At 69.1% G+C, this 19507-nt stretch carries 22 protein-coding genes, 1 tRNA gene and 2 riboswitches; of the genes, 10 read left to right on the forward strand and 13 right to left on the reverse strand.

Going from position 1 to position 19507, the window contains the following annotated elements:
* Positions 1-21: 21 nt before the first annotated feature.
* The 8 genes from ABDK56_RS00405 to ABDK56_RS00440 all read right to left on the reverse strand — a co-directional run bounded on the left by ABDK56_RS00405 (position 22) and on the right by ABDK56_RS00440 (position 7592).
* Entirely contained in the window at positions 22-525 is a 504-nt protein-coding gene (locus tag ABDK56_RS00405) for a hypothetical protein (RefSeq protein WP_349806100.1), read from the reverse strand.
* 128 nt (positions 526-653) lie between these two features.
* Positions 654-1640, reverse strand: a complete 987-nt coding sequence (locus ABDK56_RS00410) for a type II secretion system F family protein (RefSeq protein WP_349806101.1) — start codon at positions 1638-1640, stop codon at positions 654-656.
* Between the two features lie 14 nt (positions 1641-1654).
* On the reverse strand, positions 1655-2623 hold the full coding sequence (locus ABDK56_RS00415; protein WP_349806102.1) for a type II secretion system F family protein: 969 nt from the start codon (positions 2621-2623) through the stop codon (positions 1655-1657).
* 67 nt (positions 2624-2690) lie between these two features.
* Positions 2691-3950, reverse strand: a complete 1260-nt coding sequence (locus ABDK56_RS00420; RefSeq protein ID WP_349806103.1) for a pilus assembly protein CpaE — start codon at positions 3948-3950, stop codon at positions 2691-2693.
* Between the two features lie 2 nt (positions 3951-3952).
* On the reverse strand, positions 3953-4579 hold the full coding sequence (locus ABDK56_RS00425; RefSeq protein WP_349806104.1) for a CpaD family pilus assembly protein: 627 nt from the start codon (positions 4577-4579) through the stop codon (positions 3953-3955).
* Between the two features lie 26 nt (positions 4580-4605).
* Positions 4606-6018: a type II and III secretion system protein family protein gene (locus ABDK56_RS00430; RefSeq protein WP_502959237.1), complete on the reverse strand. Its 1413-nt coding sequence runs from the start codon at positions 6016-6018 to the stop codon at positions 4606-4608.
* Between the two features lies 1 nt (position 6019).
* Positions 6020-7072: a Flp pilus assembly protein CpaB gene (gene cpaB / locus ABDK56_RS00435; RefSeq protein ID WP_349806105.1), complete on the reverse strand. Its 1053-nt coding sequence runs from the start codon at positions 7070-7072 to the stop codon at positions 6020-6022.
* A gap of 46 nt (positions 7073-7118) precedes the next feature.
* Positions 7119-7592, reverse strand: a complete 474-nt coding sequence (locus ABDK56_RS00440; RefSeq protein ID WP_349806106.1) for an A24 family peptidase — start codon at positions 7590-7592, stop codon at positions 7119-7121.
* A gap of 47 nt (positions 7593-7639) precedes the next feature.
* Here ABDK56_RS00440 and ABDK56_RS00445 point away from each other — a divergent pair, with 47 nt between their 5' ends.
* A complete protein-coding gene (locus ABDK56_RS00445) occupies positions 7640-8758 on the forward strand; it encodes an NAD(P)/FAD-dependent oxidoreductase (protein WP_349806107.1) in 1119 nt (372 codons plus the stop codon).
* A 12-nt stretch (positions 8759-8770) separates the two neighbouring features.
* On the opposite strand, the gene rnhA is transcribed toward ABDK56_RS00445, so the two are convergent.
* Both rnhA and ispH read right to left on the reverse strand, forming a co-directional pair.
* Complete coding sequence (gene rnhA / locus ABDK56_RS00450; protein WP_349806108.1) at positions 8771-9214, reverse strand: ribonuclease HI; 444 nt, start codon at positions 9212-9214, stop codon at positions 8771-8773.
* Positions 9215-9218: 4 nt separating this feature from the next.
* The gene (gene ispH / locus ABDK56_RS00455) at positions 9219-10187 is read right to left on the reverse strand and encodes a 4-hydroxy-3-methylbut-2-enyl diphosphate reductase (RefSeq protein WP_349806109.1); all 969 of its coding nucleotides are present in this window, start codon (positions 10185-10187) and stop codon (positions 9219-9221) included.
* A 73-nt stretch (positions 10188-10260) separates the two neighbouring features.
* Between ispH and ABDK56_RS00460 the strand changes: the two genes are divergently transcribed.
* The 8 genes from ABDK56_RS00460 to ABDK56_RS00495 all read left to right on the forward strand — a co-directional run bounded on the left by ABDK56_RS00460 (position 10261) and on the right by ABDK56_RS00495 (position 17629).
* Positions 10261-10896: a hypothetical protein gene (locus ABDK56_RS00460; RefSeq protein ID WP_349806110.1), complete on the forward strand. Its 636-nt coding sequence runs from the start codon at positions 10261-10263 to the stop codon at positions 10894-10896.
* A gap of 90 nt (positions 10897-10986) precedes the next feature.
* Positions 10987-11074, forward strand: a riboswitch (glycine riboswitch).
* A riboswitch (glycine riboswitch) is annotated at positions 11075-11179 on the forward strand.
* A 57-nt stretch (positions 11180-11236) separates the two neighbouring features.
* Positions 11237-12352: a glycine cleavage system aminomethyltransferase GcvT gene (gene gcvT, locus ABDK56_RS00465; protein WP_349806111.1), complete on the forward strand. Its 1116-nt coding sequence runs from the start codon at positions 11237-11239 to the stop codon at positions 12350-12352.
* 4 nt (positions 12353-12356) lie between these two features.
* Complete coding sequence (gcvH, locus tag ABDK56_RS00470; RefSeq protein ID WP_349806112.1) at positions 12357-12728, forward strand: glycine cleavage system protein GcvH; 372 nt, start codon at positions 12357-12359, stop codon at positions 12726-12728.
* Entirely contained in the window at positions 12710-13474 is a 765-nt protein-coding gene (locus tag ABDK56_RS00475; protein ID WP_349806113.1) for a class I SAM-dependent methyltransferase, read from the forward strand. Before gcvH ends, ABDK56_RS00475 begins: the two co-directional genes overlap by 19 nt.
* Positions 13474-14832, forward strand: coding sequence for an aminomethyl-transferring glycine dehydrogenase subunit GcvPA (gene gcvPA, locus ABDK56_RS00480; protein ID WP_349806114.1), 1359 nt, complete (start codon positions 13474-13476; stop codon positions 14830-14832). The genes ABDK56_RS00475 and gcvPA overlap by 1 nt, the downstream gene beginning before the upstream one ends.
* Entirely contained in the window at positions 14829-16448 is a 1620-nt protein-coding gene (gene gcvPB / locus ABDK56_RS00485) for an aminomethyl-transferring glycine dehydrogenase subunit GcvPB (protein ID WP_349806115.1), read from the forward strand. The genes gcvPA and gcvPB overlap by 4 nt, the downstream gene beginning before the upstream one ends.
* Before the next feature lie 3 nt (positions 16449-16451).
* Entirely contained in the window at positions 16452-16994 is a 543-nt protein-coding gene (locus tag ABDK56_RS00490; protein ID WP_349806116.1) for a CcdC protein domain-containing protein, read from the forward strand.
* The gene (locus tag ABDK56_RS00495) at positions 16991-17629 is read left to right on the forward strand and encodes a DUF938 domain-containing protein (protein ID WP_349806117.1); all 639 of its coding nucleotides are present in this window, start codon (positions 16991-16993) and stop codon (positions 17627-17629) included. Before ABDK56_RS00490 ends, ABDK56_RS00495 begins: the two co-directional genes overlap by 4 nt.
* Here ABDK56_RS00495 and ABDK56_RS00500 read toward each other — a convergent pair.
* On the reverse strand, positions 17564-18232 hold the full coding sequence (locus ABDK56_RS00500) for a phosphatase PAP2 family protein (RefSeq protein WP_349806118.1): 669 nt from the start codon (positions 18230-18232) through the stop codon (positions 17564-17566). The genes ABDK56_RS00495 and ABDK56_RS00500 overlap by 66 nt on opposite strands.
* 46 nt (positions 18233-18278) lie before the next feature.
* Here ABDK56_RS00500 and ABDK56_RS00505 point away from each other — a divergent pair, with 46 nt between their 5' ends.
* Positions 18279-18689, forward strand: a complete 411-nt coding sequence (locus tag ABDK56_RS00505) for a PilZ domain-containing protein (RefSeq protein ID WP_349806119.1) — start codon at positions 18279-18281, stop codon at positions 18687-18689.
* A 4-nt stretch (positions 18690-18693) separates the two neighbouring features.
* On the opposite strand, the gene ABDK56_RS00510 is transcribed toward ABDK56_RS00505, so the two are convergent.
* Together ABDK56_RS00510 and ABDK56_RS00515 are read right to left on the reverse strand one after the other, a co-directional pair.
* A complete protein-coding gene (locus ABDK56_RS00510; protein ID WP_349806120.1) occupies positions 18694-19326 on the reverse strand; it encodes a PilZ domain-containing protein in 633 nt (210 codons plus the stop codon).
* A gap of 99 nt (positions 19327-19425) precedes the next feature.
* A tRNA-Lys gene (locus tag ABDK56_RS00515) sits at positions 19426-19501 on the reverse strand.
* Between the last annotated feature and the right edge of the window lie 6 nt (positions 19502-19507).

Below are 19507 nucleotides of genomic sequence, written 5' to 3' on the forward strand. Positions count from 1 at the left end.
CGGCGTCGCTACGCTCGGTGCCTAGCGTTCCCGGCGATCGTCGATGCCGTCGCGGTCGCGGTCGATGAAGCCCTCGTCGCGGTCGGGGATGCCGTCATGGTCGCGGTCGCGCCCGGTCACGCGATCGATGAAGCCCGGACGACCATCATCGCCGTCGCGAACCACCGGCCGCTCGTCGCGGTCCGGGATTCCATCATGGTCGCGGTCGCGCCCGGTCAGCCGGTCGATCAGCCCCGGCTTGCGCTCGGCCTCGACCGCCGCCGCGGTCGCGGCCCCGGCGGCGACCGGAGCTGCGCGGTTGCGCTGGGCATCGCGCAGCGCGGCGGCATGGAGCGATTCCTTTTCGCGCCATTCCTTTTGCGCCTCGGCATGGCTCGCCTCGATCTCGCGCCGCCGGTCGACCTCGGCGTTGTAGCGATGTTTCCACTTGCGCCCGCCGCCCGAGAAAAGGAAGCCGCCGACCAGCAGGCCGAGGACGAAGATCAGGCCAATGATGATCCACTGGTTGGGGTCATAGCCAAGCACGACTTGCTCTCCTCGAAAACCGTTACGGCCTCACAATGCGCGAGCCGCGCGCAGCGTTCCCAACGCGAAACCGCCGCCTTCCCGTTGGGGGGACGGCGGCGGTTGTCGCCGGGTCGGTTTTCCTTCGGCTATTTGCCGAGGAAGTTGTCGCTGATCGCGCAGGCCGCCGGACCGAGGATGACGATGAACAGGGTCGGTAGGATGAACAGGATCAGCGGGACGGTCATGATCGCCGGCAGGCGCGCCGCCTTTTCCTCGGCACGCATCATCCGCTCGTTGCGGAACTCGGCCGACAGCACGCGCAGCGCCGAGGCGAGCGGCGTGCCGTATTTCTCGGTCTGGATCATGGTCGTGACCACGCCGCGGATCGAGTCGAGGTCGACGCGCGTCGCCAAATTCTCGAACGCCTGTCGCCGTTCGGCGAGAAAGCCGAGCTCGATCGCGGTCAGGCCGAACTCGTCGCCCAGTTCGGGATAGGCCTTGCCCAGTTCCTTCGACACGCGGCCGAAGGCGGCGTCGACGGTAAGCCCCGCCTCGGCGCAGATCACGAGCAGGTCGAGCGCGTCGGGAAGTCCCTTGCGGAGCGCGTTGCTGCGCTTCTGGATCTTGTTCTTCAGCCAGATGTCGGGCGCCTTGTAGCTCAGCACCAGCGTGCCGGCGACGAAGGCATATTTCTTGAACCAGCCCCACGCCGGGAAATAGTCGACGACGTAGATCAGCACGATCGCCGCGGTACCGAGCACGATCGGCGTGACGAAGCGCGCGAAGATGACGAAGAAGGCCAGGTCCTTGGACCGCACGCCCGCCTGCATCAGGCGGATCTGCGTCTTCTTGATCTGGTCGTCCTGAAGCATCTTGAAGCTGGACAGGATGCCGCGCACCCGGTCGGCGGCGACGTTCTTGTTGGTCAGCTTCTTGCGCTTGTTGGTCGAGGCGACGATCCCCGCCTTGAGCTGTTCGCGCCGGTCGTTGAGCGCCTTCACGCGGCGCGCCATCGGGTCCTTGACGGTCGTCGCGGCATAGATCGCGATCATCACCGCGAAGGTCGCCATCGCCGACAGCATGGTCGCGATCCAGATGACGTCGAAACCGAGCAGGGTCGGATGATTTTCCATGGTCCCAATCGCCCCTAGATCTCGAAGTTGACCATCTTGGCCATGATGAACACGCCGATGCTCATCCAGCACAGCCCGCCAAGGCCGGCGACGATCAGCCGCTGGTCGATGAAGAATTTGCCCATGTAGGTCGGGTTCATCAGGTAGACGAGCGTGAAGACGATGAAGGGCAGAGCGCCGACGATCATCGCCGAGGCCTTGGCTTCCGAGCTCATCGCGCGGATCTTCAGCTTCATCTGCGCGCGCTTGCGAAGCACGTCGGACAGGTTCGACAGCGTCTCGGCCAGGTTGCCGCCGGTTTCGCGCTGGATCGCCAGCGTGATGACGAAGAACTGGAATTCGGCGGTGCCGAGCCGGTCCGAGGTTTCCTGGAGCGCGGCTTCCATCGTCCGGCCGATCTTCATCTTGTCCGACACGGCGCGGAATTCACCGCCGACCGGGTCGGGGATCTCGGTCGCGACGATGGTCATCGTCTCCGAGATCGGAAGGCCCGAACGGAGCCCGCGAACCATCAGGTCGATCGCGTCGGGGAAGTTGGCGTTGAACAGCTTGATCCGCTTGGCGATCATCTTGCCGACGACGAAATGCGGCAGGCCGATCCCCGCGAACAGGCCGGCGAACAGCCCGAGCAACAGCGGCGCGCCCTTGAACATCAGCAGCGCCATGACGAAGCCCGCGACGCCGAGCGAGATGCCCATGTACTTGCCGAGCGTGATGTCCTTGCCGGTCTGCTCGAGCCGTTTGCGCATCAGCGCCGGGTTGGGCATGATCGTCGAGGCGAAGCCTTCGACCCGGCTGTTGCGCGCGGCCATCAGCTTGCGGATCTGCGCTTGGGCAGAGGCGGCGAGCACGCCGTCGGCATGGCGTTCCTTGACGCTTTCCATACGCCGCTTGAGCGCTTTCGACGCGCTCGGCCCGCTCATCGCGAAGAACAGCAGCGCCAGCGTTCCAAGGCCGCCGACCACCATCAGCATCAATAGCATCGTCTCGTCCCTCGATCCCGGGTCGGGCGCGGACGCGCGTTTCGCGCGCCCGGCCTTTCCGGCTTGGTTACGCCGCCTTCTTGGCGAGCATCGACTTGAGCCCGCTCATCACCGACTTGCTTGCCGCCGCGCCCTTGGTCTCGACCTCGGACCCGTCCTCGCTGGCATGACTGAGCACCATGTTGGTCAGCTGGGTAAACGGCTGGGCGAGCTTGCCGGTGGCGACTTCGGCCAGCGGCTTGCCGAGCTTGGCGGCCTGCGCCGCGCTCTTGCCGTCGTCGGGGAAGACGATGTCGACCCCGCGCTCGATCGACTGCTCGAAGTCCTTGCGGCTGATCTCCAGCGCCCCGCCCGAGGGCAGGCGATTGGCGAGCACCAGCACCTTGGTCTGCGGCGCGTTCGACTTGAGCCACGCCAGCACCCGGATCGTGTCGCGGGTCGCGGCCAGCGTCAGCTCGCTCACCACTACCGCGACATGCGCGTCGTGGACCATGTGCGGATACTGGATCAGCATGTGGCGCGGCAGGTCGATCACGGTCGATTCGAACGCGTTCTTCATCTCTTCCTGGAGCTGGAAGAAGGCGGTGCCGTCGGTGATCAGCGGCTGGTGGATCGGCGCTTCGGCCGACAGCACGCTGAGGCGCTCGTTGGCGCGAACCATCGCGCGCTCGATGAACAGCCCGTCGATGCGGCTCGGGTTCTCGATCGCGTCGGTCAGCCCGCGGCCCGGCTCGAGGTCGAGCGCGAGCGCGCCGGTCCCGAAGTGGACGTCGAGGTCGAGCAGCGCGGTCGAGCGATGCGCCTTTTCGCCGAGCAGCCAGGCGAGGCTGGTGGCGATGGTCGACGCGCCGACCCCGCCGCGAACCCCGATCACCGTGGTCATCACGTGCGGCTTGTCGGCCGCCGCCTCGCCGCGCGGCCCCGACAGGATCGCCTGGGCATGCGCGAACGTGTCGCGCAGCTGGTCGACCGTGAAGGGCTTCAGCAGATAGTCGTGGATGCCGCTGGCGACGAGGTCGCGGTAGAGGCGGACGTCGTTGACCTGGCCGGCGGCGATCACGATCGTCCCCGGCTCGCACACCTCGGCGAGCGCGTTGATGTCGTTCAGCGGGTCGGCGCTTTCGCTCAGGTCGACGAACAGGATGTTCGGGCTGGCCGAGACCGACAGCGACTGGACCGCGTTGCGCAGCCCGCCCTTGTTGACCTTTTCCGGCGACCAGCCATGCTCGACCGCGACCGGCCGGAGCATGTCGGCGGTGGCATCGTCACACACGAAGGCCGTGAACGGATCGCGCAGGCCAGCACGCGCTTGAAACGGAGCGTTCATCGTCACTTCCCTTTCGTGGAGATGTCCTGCAGCCCCTTGGTGCCGCTGGGCGGCGTGGCGCGGTACAGGTCGATCGCCTTGTTGCCGGCGACGTTGTTGCCAAGATCATTGCCTTCGCGGCCGTGGACGAGGTCGTTCGGATCGGCGACCATCATCGCCAGGTTGCTGTTGACCGCGCAGCCGTAATTGCTGGTCTGCTTGTTCTGCCACGTCGGCGTCGCCGCCTCGCGCCAGTTGGGGCAGCCGGGCACCGACGCCTGGGTGCGCGAGACGACCACGCGGACCGCGCCGGGCGCGACCGTGCCGGCGGTGACCGGCGCGCCGCGCGCGACGAGGATGCCGTAATTGCCCGCGATCCGCGCGACGTCGAGCCGCGCGCCGTCGGCGTAGGTGCCGTCGACGAACACGCTGTCGCCGTAACCGAGCTGCATCGAGCGGAACCAGCCGTCGAGTTGCGCGGCGGCGGTCGGGGTCAGGTTGCCGTCGGGCGCGGCGAGATCGAGTGCATAGTCCTGGCGGGTCACCACCGGGACGTTGACGCTTTCGACGCCGAGCTGCGGGTTGTGCGGGCTCGCGGTGCAGCCGGCGATGCCGGTGGCGAGCGCGAGCAGGACGAGATGACGGTTCATGGGCTTATCCTTTCTCGAGCCGCGGATCACTGGCTGAAGCCGGGGGCGGGCAGGGCGGCGACCGGGACCGGCGCAGCCGGCCGGGCCGCGACGCCGCCGGGGTTGGTGGCGAAGGTCTTGCCCTCGAGCGTCAGCTGGGTGTCGCTCGGCGCGCGATAGCCGTTGGTCGGAAGCGCGATTTGACCCGACACCGGGCGGACCAGGTAGGGGGTTACCACGACCACCAGCTCGGTCTCATCGCGCTGATACTTGGTCGAGCGGAACAGCGCGCCAAGCACCGGCAGGTCGCCGAGGAACGGCGCCTTGCTGACGTTGTTGTTGTTGCTGTTCTTGAGCAGGCCCGAGATCATCATGCTCTGGCCCGAACCCAGCTCGACGGTCGTCTCGGTGCGCCGCGTGGTGATTGCGGGAACCTCGTAGCCGTTGAGCTTGATCGCGCCCGACGACGACAGTTCGCTCACCTCGGGGCGGATGCGCATCGAGATGTGGCCGTCGGCCAGCACGATCGGGGTGAAGGCGAGGCCGACACCGTACTGCTTATACTCGACGGTGATCGCATCGCCGAGGCCCTGCGAGATCGGGATCGGGAATTCGCCGCCGGCGAGGAAGCTGGCGGTTTCGCCCGACAGCGCGGTCAGGGTCGGCTCGGCCAGCGTGCTGACCAGCCCGTCCTGCTCGGCAAGGTCGAGCGTGCCGAGGATGTCGAGCCCGAGAAGCTTGCCCGCCGCGCCCAGCGTCGTCCCGGCCGCCGCGACGTTGAAGGTCTTGGCCCCGGTCGTCGAGATGGTGCCCGGGTTACCCTGGCCGATCCCGAAATTGAACCCGCCTGTGGTGTCGCGGCTGAGCAGGTTGACGCCGATCTGCTTGCCGATCGAGCGGCTGACCTCGGCGACGCGAACCTTGAGCATCACTTGCAGCGGGGTCGCGGTGCGAAGCCGGCTGACGACGCTGGTCGACTGGCCGACGTACGCCTTGACCAGCCGTTCCGCCTCGGCGGCGTCGTCGGGCGAGGCGACCGTCCCGGTCAGCAACATCAGGTCGTTCATCGGCGTCGCGGTGATCGCCGCGTCCGGCATCGCGAGATGGAGCATCTCACCGACCGACCCGAGGTTGTTCCCGACCCGGACGTTGGCGGCGTAGACCACCCGCCCGGCCTTGTCGGTCGCATAGACCGTGGTCTCCCCCGACGACTTGCCGAAGATGTACAGCTGGCGCGACGAGCGGACCTGGACATCGGCGATCTTGTCGTTGGCGACGAACACGTCGCTCATCGGGGACGCCAGCCGGACCATCGTGCCGGTGCTCTGCGAAATGTTGAGCGTTTCCGACGGGCGCGCGGCCTGGCCGGCGGCGACGGCGGGGGCGGCGACGAGCGTGACGCTCGCGGTGCCCAGCGCCAGGGCGATCGTCGCCTGGCGGATCATGTGACTGCGCTTCATCTTAACGGCCTCCCACCGGGACGTAAGTGACGTCATTGCCGCGGGCGACGCGAACCGTCGGCCCCGAGGGCATTCCCCCCGCGTTCGAGCCACCGCCGACGCGGCCGCCGCTGATCGCGGAACTGAAGTTGTTGAGCGCACCGGCGGCGGTCTTGATCAGATCCTCCTTGTTGCTCGGCGCACTGCGACGACCGAACCGCGACACGTCCCCGCCGGTGACAAAGCTGGTGCCATTGTCCTGCGGCTGCGTGGCGTACTGGAGCATCATCTGGCGCTCCTGTTCGGGCGTGGCGTTCTTGGGCAGCTTGACGTCGCCCGAGGCGATGGCGCGCTGCAGGTCGGTGGTGTTGTCGGCGATCGAGCGCAGCGAGAGCGAGAGCGAACCCATCGCCTGCGCAACCTCGATCTTCTCGGCGATCCGCGGAGTCGCCTCGACCGTGATGTTGTCGCTGTACTTGGCTTCCATCTTGCCGCTGTCGCCCTTGCCGTCGAGACGCTGGTCGGTCGCCAGCACGCGAAGGTTGCGGATGATCGTCTCGGACACCTTGAGTGGCTGGCCGCCGTCGCTGCCGGTGACGGTCTGGGTCAAGACCAGGTCGACCCGGTCGCCCGGGAAGACGAAGCCGCTGACGCCGCTGACCTTGGTCACCGGCACGGTGACGGCGCGCATCCCCGGCCCCAGCGCCGCGGCGAGGAAGCCGCGATCCTTCGGCCCGACCAGCGATCCCCGCGTGACCGGCTGGCCGGCGGTGATGGCGTTGCGAACGACGGTGCCGACCAGCAGCTCCATCTTCGAATCGGGTTTGCCCTCCATGTAGTAGGCACCCTGGACGAGTTCCTTGGGCCATTCCTGGAAGGCGAGGCTGCTCGCGTCGATGATCGTCCCGACCGGAAGCGGCTTGCGGGCGACGAGGACCTTGGGTCCCATCGGTACCGCCGGCGCGGCGGCGGCCGAATTGGCCCCGGCTCCCGCGAACATGTTCTTGGCCATCACACCCGTGACGATGGCAATGACCAGCGCTCCAACCAGAAGCGCGACTTTCTTGACGTCCATGGCGATTACGCCTCCCCTTCAGGGTCCCCTTCGAATGGGACCTTGATCAGGCAAAATGGTTAAGAAAGCGTTGGGCGAGTAACCACAAGGCGCCGAACGCGATGGCGACCCCGTAAGGCACCTCGGGCGCGCCATCGCGCTTGGTTCGGCGGTGCCAGACGATCGTCGCGATGCTGACCACCCCGCCGGCCAGCGAGGTGAGGACGAGGAACTTGATCGTCGTCTGCACCCCGAACCACAGCGCCAGCGCCCCGGCCAGCTTGACGTCGCCGCCGCCCATCCCGCCCATGTAGAACAGCGCCGCGAACAGGCCGAAGACGACCAGCGCGGCGGCGAACCGCTCGGCCGCGTCGGGCCAGAAGGGCACCCCGGCGAGCACCCAGAACAAGGGCGCGCCGATCGCGACGGTGGCGGTCAGCCAGTTGGGGATGGTGCGCGTCTTGACGTCCCAATAGGCGGCGAACAGCAGCAGCCCGGACAATATTGCGAGCAACGCATCGGATAATGTGAGATTCATCATGAATCCGCCCCTAGACGACCGCGCTTAGCAAACCGTAACCGGGGCCCATGGCAAGCGCGGATCTTCATGATGTCCTGATTGTCGGCGGCGGGATCGCCGGGGCCTCGCTCGGCGCGCGGCTCGCGGGCGAAAGGTCGGTCGCGATCATCGAGGCCGAGGCGCAGTGCGGCCGGCATTCGACCGGGCGCTCGGTCGCCTTCTGGCAGGCGAGTCTCGGCGGCGACACGCCGGAGCGGCGGCTGAGCCTGTTGTCGAAGCCCTTTTTCGATTCGCGCTGGCCGGGAAGCGACGTGCCGCTGCTCCGTCCGCGCGGCGCGGTCCACCTCACCGGGCCGAGCGGCGAATCTTTCGAAGAGGCGGGCGACCTCGCGGGCGACGACCGCCCGGTCCACCTCGACCGCGCCGGCCTCGACTCGCTCATCCCCGGGATGCGAGCGCAATGGACCGGCGCGTGGCTCGAGCGCAGCTGCGCCGATATCGAGGTCGCCGCGCTCCACGGGGCCTGCCTCGCCGCGGTCCGGCGGCAGGGCGGGACGGTGCGGACCGACGCCGCGCTCTTCTCGCTCGCGCGGACCCCGGGCGGCTGGCGGGCCGAGACTGCCGCCGGGCCGGTCGAGGCACGGCTGCTGGTCGATGCCGCGGGGGCGTGGGGCGATTCGGTCGCCGCGCTCGCCGGGGTCGCCCCGCTCGGGCTCCAGCCGAAGCGGCGAACGGTGGTTCAGCTCCGCGTCGGGCGCGACGGGCTGAAGGACCTGCCGTTCGTCACCGACCTTCACCAGAGCTTCTATTTCAAGGGCGAAGGCGACCGCTCGGTCTGGGTCTGCCCGCTCGACGAGACCGACAGCGACCCTTGCGACTCGGCGCCCGAGGAAATCGACGTGGCGATCGCGATCGACCGGTTCGAACAGGCGCTCGACTGGCCGGTCGAGGCGGTCGAGCGCAAATGGTCGGGCCTCAGGACCTTCGCGCCCGACAGGGGCATGAAGTTCGGTTTCGACCCCGACGATCCCGCTTTCTTCTGGTGCGTGGGGCAGGGGGGAATGGGCATCCAGACCGCCCCGGCCGCCTCGTTGCTCTCGGCGCGGCTAATCCTCGGCCGGCCGCTCGGCGACGAACTCGCCGGCATCGACCCGGCCGACTTCGCCCCGCGCTCGACCCGCGCGTAGCGCCTCTCTTCGCTAGCGGCGGCGCTCGGCCTCGGCGCAGGCGAGCGCGTCGGCGCGCTCGTTCTCGGGGTGGCCGCTATGGCCCTTGACCCAGTGCCACTCGACCCGGTGCGGTTCGGTTGCGGCGAGCAGCGCCTGCCACAGCTCGGCATTCTTGACCGGCTTTCTGTCGGCGGTCCGCCAGCCGTTCTTGCGCCAGCCGTGAATCCAGCGGGTGATCCCGTCCTTCACATAATTGCTGTCGGTGTGGAGCTGGACGCGGCACGGCTTCTTCAGCGCGCCGAGCGCCTCGATCGCCGCCATCAGTTCCATGCGGTTGTTGGTGGTCGGCGATTCGCCCCCCGACAATTCGCGCTCGCGCCCGTCGGCGGCGCGCAGGATCGCGCCCCAGCCGCCCGGGCCGGGATTGCCCTTGCACGCGCCGTCAGTGAAAATCTCGACCTCAGGCAGGTCCATGGGGTCAGGCGACCAATTCGCGCGGGAGCTTGAACACCATTCCCTCGGTGACGTGCTCGGTCTCTTCCTCGGTGACCTCGAACCGCTCGCTCAGCGCGTCGACCACCTCGCGCACCAGCAGCTCGGGGGCCGAAGCGCCCGCGGTCAGCCCGAGCGTCGCGGGCTGGCCGAGCCAGTCCCAGTCGATCTCGGCGGCGCGCTGGATCAGCCGCGCGGGGACGTTCATCCGCTCGGCGACCTCGGCAAGGCGAAGCGAGTTCGAGCTGTTCGGCGCGCCGATCACCAGCAGCTTGTCGGCGTCGGTGGCGATCGCCTTGACCGCTGCCTGCCGGTTCGAGGTGGCGTAGCAGATGTCCTCGGCCTTGGGCCCGCGGATGTCGGGAAAGCGAGCCTTCAGGGCGTCGATCACCTCGCGCGTGTCGTCGACCGACAGCGTCGTCTGGGTGAGGTAGGCCAGTCGCGCCTTGCCCGCCGGGTCGAACGCGGCGACGTCGTCGACCGTCTCGACCAGGCTGATCGTCCCCGGCTCGACCTGCCCCATCGTCCCCACCACCTCGGGATGGCCGGCGTGGCCGATAAAGACGATATGCCGCCCATCCTCGATCAACCGCTGCGCCTGGCGATGGACTTTGCTGACCAGCGGGCAGGTGGCGTCGACATAGTCGAGCCCGCGCGCCTGCGCGGCGGCGGGAACGACCTTGGGCACGCCGTGGGCGGAAAACACCACCGGGCGCCCGTCGGGGACTTGATCGAGTTCCTCGACGAACACCGCGCCCATGCCGCGCAGCCGGTCGACCACGAATTTGTTGTGGACGATCTCGTGCCGCACATAGACCGGGGGGCCGAAGCGGTGGAGCGCGAGCTCGACGATCTTGATCGCCCGGTCGACCCCGGCGCAGAACCCGCGTGGGGCGGCGATCAGCAGCTTGAGCGGGGGACGGGCGTCGGCGGTGGGGGAGAGCATGGCGGCCATGTAAGCGATTGCTTGCAGCGAGTGAAGGCGCTTCCTATGAACGGCGCGCCCCGCAAGAAGGAACTGCCGTTTCGTGAACGCTCGTCTCGCCCTCGCCGCCGCCCTCGCCCTTGCCTCGAGTGCCTGCGCGCACCGCCGCGAACTGGTCGACGGCGGCGTGATCATCACCCGCACCGGCTGCCCGCAGGCCGGAATCCCCGCCGGGACCGGCGACGTGACGCTGTTCGATCCCGCCGGAAGCACCGATTCGAGCGCCATCGACGTGAGCGCGACGATCACCAACCTGCGCGCCAGCTGCGTCGCGTCGGGCAACGACTGGGTCTCGACGGTCGACTTCGACGTGGTCGCCAACCGCCGCGACCGTGCCGCCGCGCGCACCGTGGCGCTGCCCTATTTCGACGTCATCCTGCAGGGCGGCGAGTCGGTCGCGGCCAAGCATGTCGGCCAGGCGGTGCTCGAATTCCCCGCCGGGGCCGACCGCGCCTCGGTCCACCTCCAGACCACCGGCCGGGTCTCGCGCAGCGCCGCGACGCTGCCCGCCGACATCCAGCGCCGGCTCGCCCAGCCGCGCAAGGCGGGCGATGCCGATGCCGCGGTCGACCCGCTGGCCGACCCGACGACCCGCGAAGCGGTCGCCCGCGCGACCTTCGAGCAGCTGGTCGGCTTCCAGCTGACGCAGGACCAGCTCAAATATAACGCCACGCGTTAAGCCCCCGACCGCCAACACTTCGCGTTGACTCGAATCGCGGGCGCCGCCACAGCGGCTCCTGTCTCCGACGCCGCCCGCAAGGCGGTGCCGGACGGCCGCGCGGGAGAGCTCCTTCGATGGGGCGCCGAAGGAGCAACCGCCCCCGGAATCTCTCAGGCACATGGACCGCGCGGGCCGGTGGACGTTCTGGAAAGCGTTCCGGCCTCACCGCCGGGACCACCGAAGGGGTAAGCGGGTCGTTCGCCCGCGAAAGCTCTCAGGTCGCCGTGACAGAAGGGGGTCCGGATTGATCCGCTGGCGGCGCTCCCGCTAGCGGCGGACCCTTTGAGGACGCGCGGCCATGACTGACGAGACCACCCAGCTGCTCCCGCTCGACGCCTGGCACCGTGCCAGGGGCGGGCGGATGGTGCCGTTCGCGGGCTATGAAATGCCGGTCCAGTACGAGGGCATCATGGCCGAGCATTTGTGGGTGCGCGAGCATGCCGGCTTATTCGACGTCAGCCACATGGGCCAGCTGACCTTCCACGGCGCGCGGGTCGACGAGGCGCTCGAGGCGCTGATGCCCGGCGACTTCAAGGCGCTCGGCGACGGCCGGCTGCGCTATTCGATGCTGCTCGACGAGAATGGCGGGATCCTCGACGATCTGATGGCGACCCGGCGCGGCGACCATTTCTACGTCGTCGTCAACGGCGCCACCAAGACCGCCGACATCGACCAGTTTGCCCGCCGCCTGCCCCGCGAGGTGGTGATGGACCATATGAAGGAACAGGCGCTGCTGGCGCTTCAGGGACCCGAGGCGGCGGCGGTGCTCGAATCGCTCGCGCCGGGTGTCGGCGACCTCGCCTTCATGCAGGGTGGCAGCTTCGAACTCGCCGGCCAGACCGCGTGGATCAGCCGCTCGGGTTATACCGGCGAGGACGGCTATGAAATCTCGGTCCCCGCCAGCCGGGTCGCGGCGGTCGCCGACGCGATCGCCGCCGATGCGCGGGTCAAGCCGATCGGGCTCGGCGCGCGCGACTCGCTCCGGCTCGAGGCGGGCTTGCCGCTGTACGGCCACGACCTCGACCCCCACACGACACCGGTGATGGCCGACCTCGGCTTCGCGATCGGCAAACGTCGGCGCGCCGAGCTCGGTTTCGCCGGGTCGGCGCGGATCCTGAAGGAACTCGAGGACGGGCCGGTCAGCAAGCGCGTCGGTCTGCTGGTCGACGGCAAGCAGCCGGTGCGCGAGGGCGCGACGGTGCTCGACCGCGAGGCGAACGACGTCGGCACGGTCACCAGCGGCGGCCATTCGCCGACGCTCGGCCGGCCGATCGCGATGGCCTATGTCCCCGCCGCGATGGCCGCGCCGGGCAGCCAGCTCAAGCTCAGCCAGCGCGGCAGGTTGTTCACCGCCGAGGTGACCGCGATGCCCTTCGTCCCCCACCGCTACCACCGCAAACCCAAGGGAGTCTGACCCGATGAGCGTCTATTTCACCAAGGACCATGAATGGATCAGGGTCGAGGGCGACCAGGCGACGGTCGGCATTTCCGACCATGCCCAGCACGCGCTCGGCGACATCGTCTTCGCCGAAGTGCCCGAGGCGGGGCGCGCGCTGACCAAGGGCGGCGACGCGGCGGTGGTCGAGTCGGTCAAGGCGGCGAGCGACGTCTATGCGCCCGCCAGCGGCGAGGTGATCGAAGGCAATGCCGCGCTCGGCGACGACCCGTCGCTGATCAACACCGATCCCGAGGGGCAGGGCTGGTTCTTCAAGATGACGCTGTCCGACCCGACCGAGCTCGACGGGCTGATGGACGAGCCCGCCTATCGCGAATGGATCGCGACGCTTTGATCGAGACGGTCGCCTCGACCAGCGCGTGGGACGCCGCCGACTATGCCAGGGTCGGCGGGTTCGTTCCCGCGCTCGGGCAGGCGGCGCTCGACCTGCTCGACCCGCGGCCGGGCGAGCATATCCTCGACATCGGCTGCGGCGACGGCACGCTGACGCTCAAGATCCGCGAGGCCGGGGCCGAGGTCGTCGGCATCGACAGCAGCGTGTCGATGATCGGCGCCGCGCGCGCCAAGGGGCTCGACGCGCGGCTGATGGACGCCGCCGAGCTCAAATTTTCCGAGGCGTTCGACGCGGCGTTCAGCAATGCCACGCTTCACTGGATCCTCGCCAAGGACCGCGCCGCGCGCGCGATCTGGTTCGCGCTCAAGCCCGGGGCGCGGTTCGCGGGCGAGATGGGCGGGGAGGGCAACCTCGCCCGGTTGCGCGAGGCGCTCGACGACGTGCTGGTCGCGCGCGGCTACGGTCCGCCGACCTATGCCGCCAACTGGTATCCGTCGGTCGAGGACTTCGTCGAGACCTACGAGGCGGCGGGCTTTCGCGATGTCGACGCGCGGCTGATCGAGCGCCCGACCCGGCTCGACCATGGTGTAGCCGCCTGGGTCACCACGTTCCGGGCCGGCTGGCTCGACCGCGCGGGGGTCCCGGCGGACGAGCGGCAGGCCATCGCCGAACAGGTCGCCGACCGCGTCGGCACCACCATCGCGGACTATGTCCGCCTGCGCTTCTGGATGAGGAAAGCCGACTGATGCGTTACCTGCCGCTGTCCGATGCCGACCGCTCGGCGATGCTCGAGACGATCGGGGCCGGCTCGATCGACGAGCTGTTCCGCGACGTTCCCGCCGAGGCGCGGCTCGACGGCCCGGTGCGCGGGCTGCCGCTCCACGCGACCGAGATGGCGGTCGAGCGGCACATGCGGCGGCTGTCGAAGAAGAATCTCGCCGCCGCCGACGCGCCCTTCTTCCTCGGCTGCGGCGCCTATCGCCACCATGTCCCGGCGAGCGTCGATCACCTGATCCAGCGCGGCGAGTTCCTGACTGCCTACACGCCCTACCAGCCCGAGATCGCGCAGGGCACGCTGCAGATGCTGTTCGAGTTCCAGACGCAGGTCGCGCGGCTGCTGGGGTGCGACGTCGCCAACGCGTCGATGTACGACGGCTCGACCGCCTGCTGGGAAGCGATCGGCATGGCCGGACGCGTGACGCGGCGCAAAAAGGCGATCCTGTCGGGTGGACTCCACCCCCACTACGTCCGCGTCTGCGAGACGATGGCGAAATTCACCGGCGATGTGCTCGACACGCGGCTGCCGACGCTCGACGCGGCGACCGACGCCGAGACGCTGATCGCGGCGATCGACGGCGAGACGAGTTGCGTCGTCGTCCAGTATCCCGACATCCTCGGCCGGATTGGCGACCTCGCCCCGATCGCCGAGGCGGCGCATGCCAAGGGCGCGCTGCTGGTCGCGGTGGTGACCGAGCCGGTCGCGCTCGGGCTCATTAAGGCGCCGGGCGAGATGGGCGCCGACATCGTCGTCGGCGAGGGCCAGTCGATCGGCGTCGGGCTGCAGTTCGGTGGACCTTACGTGGGCCTGTTCGCGACCCGCGAAAAATATGTCCGGCAGATGCCCGGGCGGCTTGCGGGCGAGACGGTCGATACCGAGGGCAAGCGCGGCTTCGTGCTGACGCTGTCGACCCGCGAGCAGCATATCCGCCGCGAAAAGGCGACCAGCAACATCTGCACCAACAGCGGGCTGTGCGCGCTCGCCTTCTCGGTGCACTTGACGCTGCTCGGCGAGGCGGGGCTGACCCGGCTGGCGAAGCTCAATCACGCGCGCGCGGTCGAGGTGGCCGAGCGGCTGGCGGCGATCCCCGACGTGCGGCTGGTCAACGACGCTTTCTTCAACGAATTCACGCTCGAGCTTCCGGTCGAGGCGCGGCCCGCGGTCCACGCGATGGTCGCGAAGGGCGTGCTCGGCGGGGTGTCGCTCGGGCGGCTCTACCCCGGGGTCGAATCGCTCAAGAACGGGCTGGTGGTCGCGGTGACCGAGACGGTCGGCGACGAGGATATCGACGCGCTCGAGGGCGCGCTGGCGGAGGCGGTTCGATGAATGAGATCAACGCGTCGGGCTGGAAGCCCAGCATGGGCGAGGGGCAGGGGAGCGCCGGGGCGGCGACCGTCACCGGCAATCGCGCGCTGATGCTCGAGGAGAGGCTGCTGTTCGAGATCGGCAGCCGCGAGCGGAGCGGGGTCGACCTGCCCGAGCCCAAGGACGGTTCGAGCCGCCTAGGCGGGCTGGAGCGTGGCGGCATCGACCTCCCCGGGCTGACCGAACCCGAAACCGTGCGGCATTACACCCGGCTGTCGCGGCAGAATTACGCGATCGACCTCGGGCTGTTCCCGCTCGGCTCGTGCACGATGAAGCACAACCCGCGCCTCAACGAGAAGGTCGCGCGGATGCCGGGCTTCGCCGACGTCCACCCGCTCGCCCCGCGCGAGACGATCCAGGGCGCGCTCGAGGTCATCAACGAACTCGCCCACTGGCTGATCGCGCTGACCGGGATGCATGGCGTCGCGATGAGCCCGAAGGCGGGCGCGCATGGCGAGCTATGCGGAATCCTCTGCATCCGCGCCGCGCTCGAGGCGCGGGGCGACGCGCGGCAGGTCGTGCTGGTGCCCGAAAGCGCGCACGGCACCAACCCCGCCACCGCCGCCTTCGCCGGCTACCGGGTCGAGAATATCCCGGCGACGAAGGAAGGCCGGGTCGATCTCGACGCGCTTAAGGCGCGGCTCGGCCCCGACATCGCGGCGGTAATGATCACCAACCCCAACACCTGCGGGCTGTTCGAGCCCGAGATGAAGGCGATCAGCGACGCGGTCCACGCCGCCGGCGGCTTCGTCTATTGCGACGGCGCGAACTTCAACGCGATCGTCGGCAAGGTCCGCCCCGGCGACCTCGGCGTCGACGCGATGCACATCAACCTGCATAAGACCTTTTCCACCCCGCACGGCGGCGGCGGGCCGGGGTCGGGGCCGGTGGTGCTGTCCGAGGCGCTGAGCCCGTTCGGCCCGTTGCCCTACACCGCGCGCACCGCCGACGGGGTCGTTCACCTGGTCGAGGAGGAGGATGCCGACGCCTTCTCCGCCGAGCATTTCGGCGGAAAAATGCAAAGCTTCGGGCGGATGACCGCCTTCCACGGTCAGATGGGCATGTTCACCCGCGCGCTGACCTATATCCTCAGCCACGGCGCCGACGGCCTCAAGCAGGTCGCCGAGGACGCGGTGCTCAACGCCAACTATATCCTGCGCAGCCTCGACGGCGTGCTCGACGCGCCGTTCGTGTTCAGCGGGCCGTGCATGCACGAGGCGATCTTCAGCGATAAGGGATTCGCCGAGGGCTTCTCCACGCTCGACGTCGCCAAGGCGCTGATCGACGAGGGCTTTCACCCGATGACCATGTATTTCCCGCTGGTCGTCCACGGCGCGATGCTGATCGAGCCGACCGAGACCGAGTCGAAGGCCAACCTCGACCAGTTCATCGCCGCGCTCCGTTCGATCGCGACGCGCGCACGGGCGGGAGACGAGACGCTCAAGGCCGCTCCGGTCCATGCGCCGCGCCGCCGCCTCGACGAGACGCTGGCGGCGCGCAAGCCGATCCTCGCCTACCGGACGCCCGCGCCCGACGGGGCCGACAGCGGGGCGGGGGCGAACGTCGGCGGGGGCTGAGGCATGGACAAGTCGATCCTCCCGACGGTCCTCCCGTTCGCCATCTTCGTGCTCGTCATGGCGCTTCGGCTGCGGACGATGAACCGCGCCCGCCCCCTTCGATCGGGCGCGCTGTGGGTCGTCCCGGCGATCCTCGTCGCGGTCGGCATCGCCAGCCTGGTCGCCAATCCGCCGGGGCTCGTCGGCGGGCTGGCCTGCGCGCTCGCGGTCCTCGTCGGCGGGGCGGTCGGGTGGCAGCGCGGACGGATGATCCACATCTGGCGCGCCCCGGGGACGGGCCGACTGATGCAGCGGATGTCGCCCGCGGCGATGCTGCTGTTGCTCGGAATCATCTTCGTGCGCGCGCTGGTGCGCCAATATTCGGGCGTGTCACCCGATGCGGCGGGCCATCTCAGCGGCCACGCACTACTGGTCGCCGACGCGCTGCTCTGCTTCGCGATCGGGCTGGTGTCGGGGACGCGGATCGAGATGGCGCTGCGAATCCGCCGGATCGACGCCGGCGAGGAACAAGCCGAGACGCTTCCCGCCGGTCCGGCGGCGCGGTGAGCGAACCGAGCTTTCCACCCTATAACGTCGGCGACTTGGCGCCGGGCGAACGACGCGCGGCCCCCGCGGCGGCGCGGAACGTCGCGCCGATCGGCGACACCCTCGCGCAGTGGCTGCCGCCAAGCGGGGTGGTGCTAGAAATCGCGAGCGGGACGGGCGAGCATGCGCTGGCGTTCGCGCGCCGCTTCCCGGCCCTCGACTGGCAACCGAGCGATCCTGACCCGCTCGCGCTCGCCTCGATCGCGGCGTGGGCGACGGGCGGCCCGGCCAACCTCCGCCCGCCGCTCGCGCTCGACGTGACCGAAGCATGGCCGGTCGAGCGGGCCGACGCGGTGCTCAACGTCAACATGGTCCACATCAGCCCGGTCGAGGCGTCGTTCGCGCTAGTGGGCGGCGCGGCGCGAGCCCTGCCGGCGGGCGCGCCGCTCATCCTCTACGGACCGTGGCTCGAACGCGACGTCGCACCGGCTGCGTCCAACCGCGCGTTCGACCAGTCGCTCAGGGAACGCGATTCGCGCTGGGGGCTGCGCGAGGTCGAGTGGTTCGCCGGCCTCGCCGCCGAGCGGGGCCTAGCGCTGGTCGAGCGGCGCGCGATGCCCGCCCACAACCTCATGCTCCTCTTCCGCCGCGGCTGACGCGCGCGCACCGACGACGACCGCAAGCGTGGCGACGAGGATCCCGATCGCCCAGCCGGCGAGCACGTCGCTCGGCCAGTGGACGCCGAGGTAGATCCGGCTGAGCCCGATCAGCAACGATGTCGCGACCGCCGCCACGACCGCCGGACCTCGCTTCGACGGTGCGACGACCAATAGCGCGACCAACAGCAGCGCAGTCATCGAATTGGCGGCGTGGGCGCTGGGAAAGCTCTGGCTGTAGGTCGCCACCGGGTGCGGGTCGAACTGCGGGCGCGGGCGGTTGACGATTCGCTTCAATATCTCGACCGCCACCCGCTCGCCGAGCCCGGCGGCGACCAGCGCGCCCGCCCAGCGCGGCTTGGCCCGGAACCACAGCGCCATCGCCCCGATCGCCAGCGCGGAGAGACTCAGCGGGGCGCCGCCGACGAGGGTCAGCCAGATCATCGCCTGGGTCGGCCCCGGGTGCGCGAGCCGCCAATGTTCGAACCCGCGCACCAACGCCGTGTCGACCGGGGTGCCCGGTCCCCCGAGCAAGCCCGCGAGGACGATCACGACGAGCACCGCGAAGATCGACGCGGGGCGGAGCAGGACGGACAGGCGCATCGCCCCCTTAAACGATGCTTAACCCGGTTCGTCTACATCCCCCATGATGGACGAAAGCCCTTCCTGTCAGAATCGCCGCGATCGGCGGTCGAACGTGTTGATGCAGGCGACGGTCGAGGCGTCGAGCGTCCGGCATCCGGTCAAGCTGCGCAACCTGTCGGCCGAAGGCGCGCTGGTCGAGGGCGACAAGCTGCCGGTCGAAGGCGCCGCCGTCGTGTTTCGGCGCGGCGACCTCGAAATGCCGGGGACGGTGGTGTGGACCGAGGGCAAGCGCGCGGGGCTCGCGTTCGAACGATCGCTCTCGCCCGCCACGCTGCTCCGGCATGTCCCCGCACCACGATCGCGGGTCCAGCCGAGCTTCCGCCGGCCCGGCCTCCACGTCGCCAAGCTGTCGCCCGACGAGCGCCAGTGGGCCAACAGCGTGATGCGCCACCAGCCGATCGTCCCCGAAGACTGAAGGGTCAGGCCGCCTGCGATGCGCGCTGCGCCTGCAACCAGTCGACCAGTTCGGCGAGCGGAATCAGCCGGTTGAAGGTAATCCCGACGAAGCCGTCGGCGCACCAGCGAACCACGCCCGGAAGCGGCTCGAGCCCGCTCATGGTGACGACGATGTCGCTGTTCGGCGGCAGCACCGTCTCGGACTGGAGCTTCATCCCGCCCTGCGAGATGTCGCACGCCCTGAAGCGGTAGACGCTGGCGCCCTCGCGCACCGTGGCGAAGGTCGAGGTCGCGATTCGCGGCATCCGCGGCTTGGGTCCGTTCATCGAGGCGGACAGCAGCTCGATGACGTCGATCGGCTCGTCGAAGGCAACGCCGACACTGTCGGAATCGGCCCAGATCACCTTGCCCGCGATCGGCTGGCCGCACTTGAGCTCGATGGTCAGCGTCTCGCCGGGGTCGACCGGGCTGTAGACTCGCAATTTCATGCCCCCGGCCGAGATATTCTTGATCAGGCATAGCTCGCGATGCCCGCCGACGGTCATCGACCCGACCCGGAACAGGGTCAGGTGACGCTCGCTCTCGCGCCGGTTGTCGGGCGCGGGCGGCTCTTGCGAAAAGGAGTAGATCGTCGTTTCGACCTGTTGCTCGTTCACGCCAGATTCCCGTTCAGGATGGTCCACGCTCGTCAATCTAGGCGGCGAATGTAACCGGAAGGTTGACGGCGGGGCCGATCCGGTTGCGAACCGGCGGGATGGTGAGCCGTGCTGGGTTCGAACCAGCGACCTACTGATTAAAAGTCAGTTGCTCTACCGACTGAGCTAACGGCCCCCGTGG

Origin of the sequence: Sphingomonas sp. ASV193 (assembly GCF_040203355.1) — a bacterium.
Classification (GTDB): domain Bacteria; phylum Pseudomonadota; class Alphaproteobacteria; order Sphingomonadales; family Sphingomonadaceae; genus Sphingomicrobium.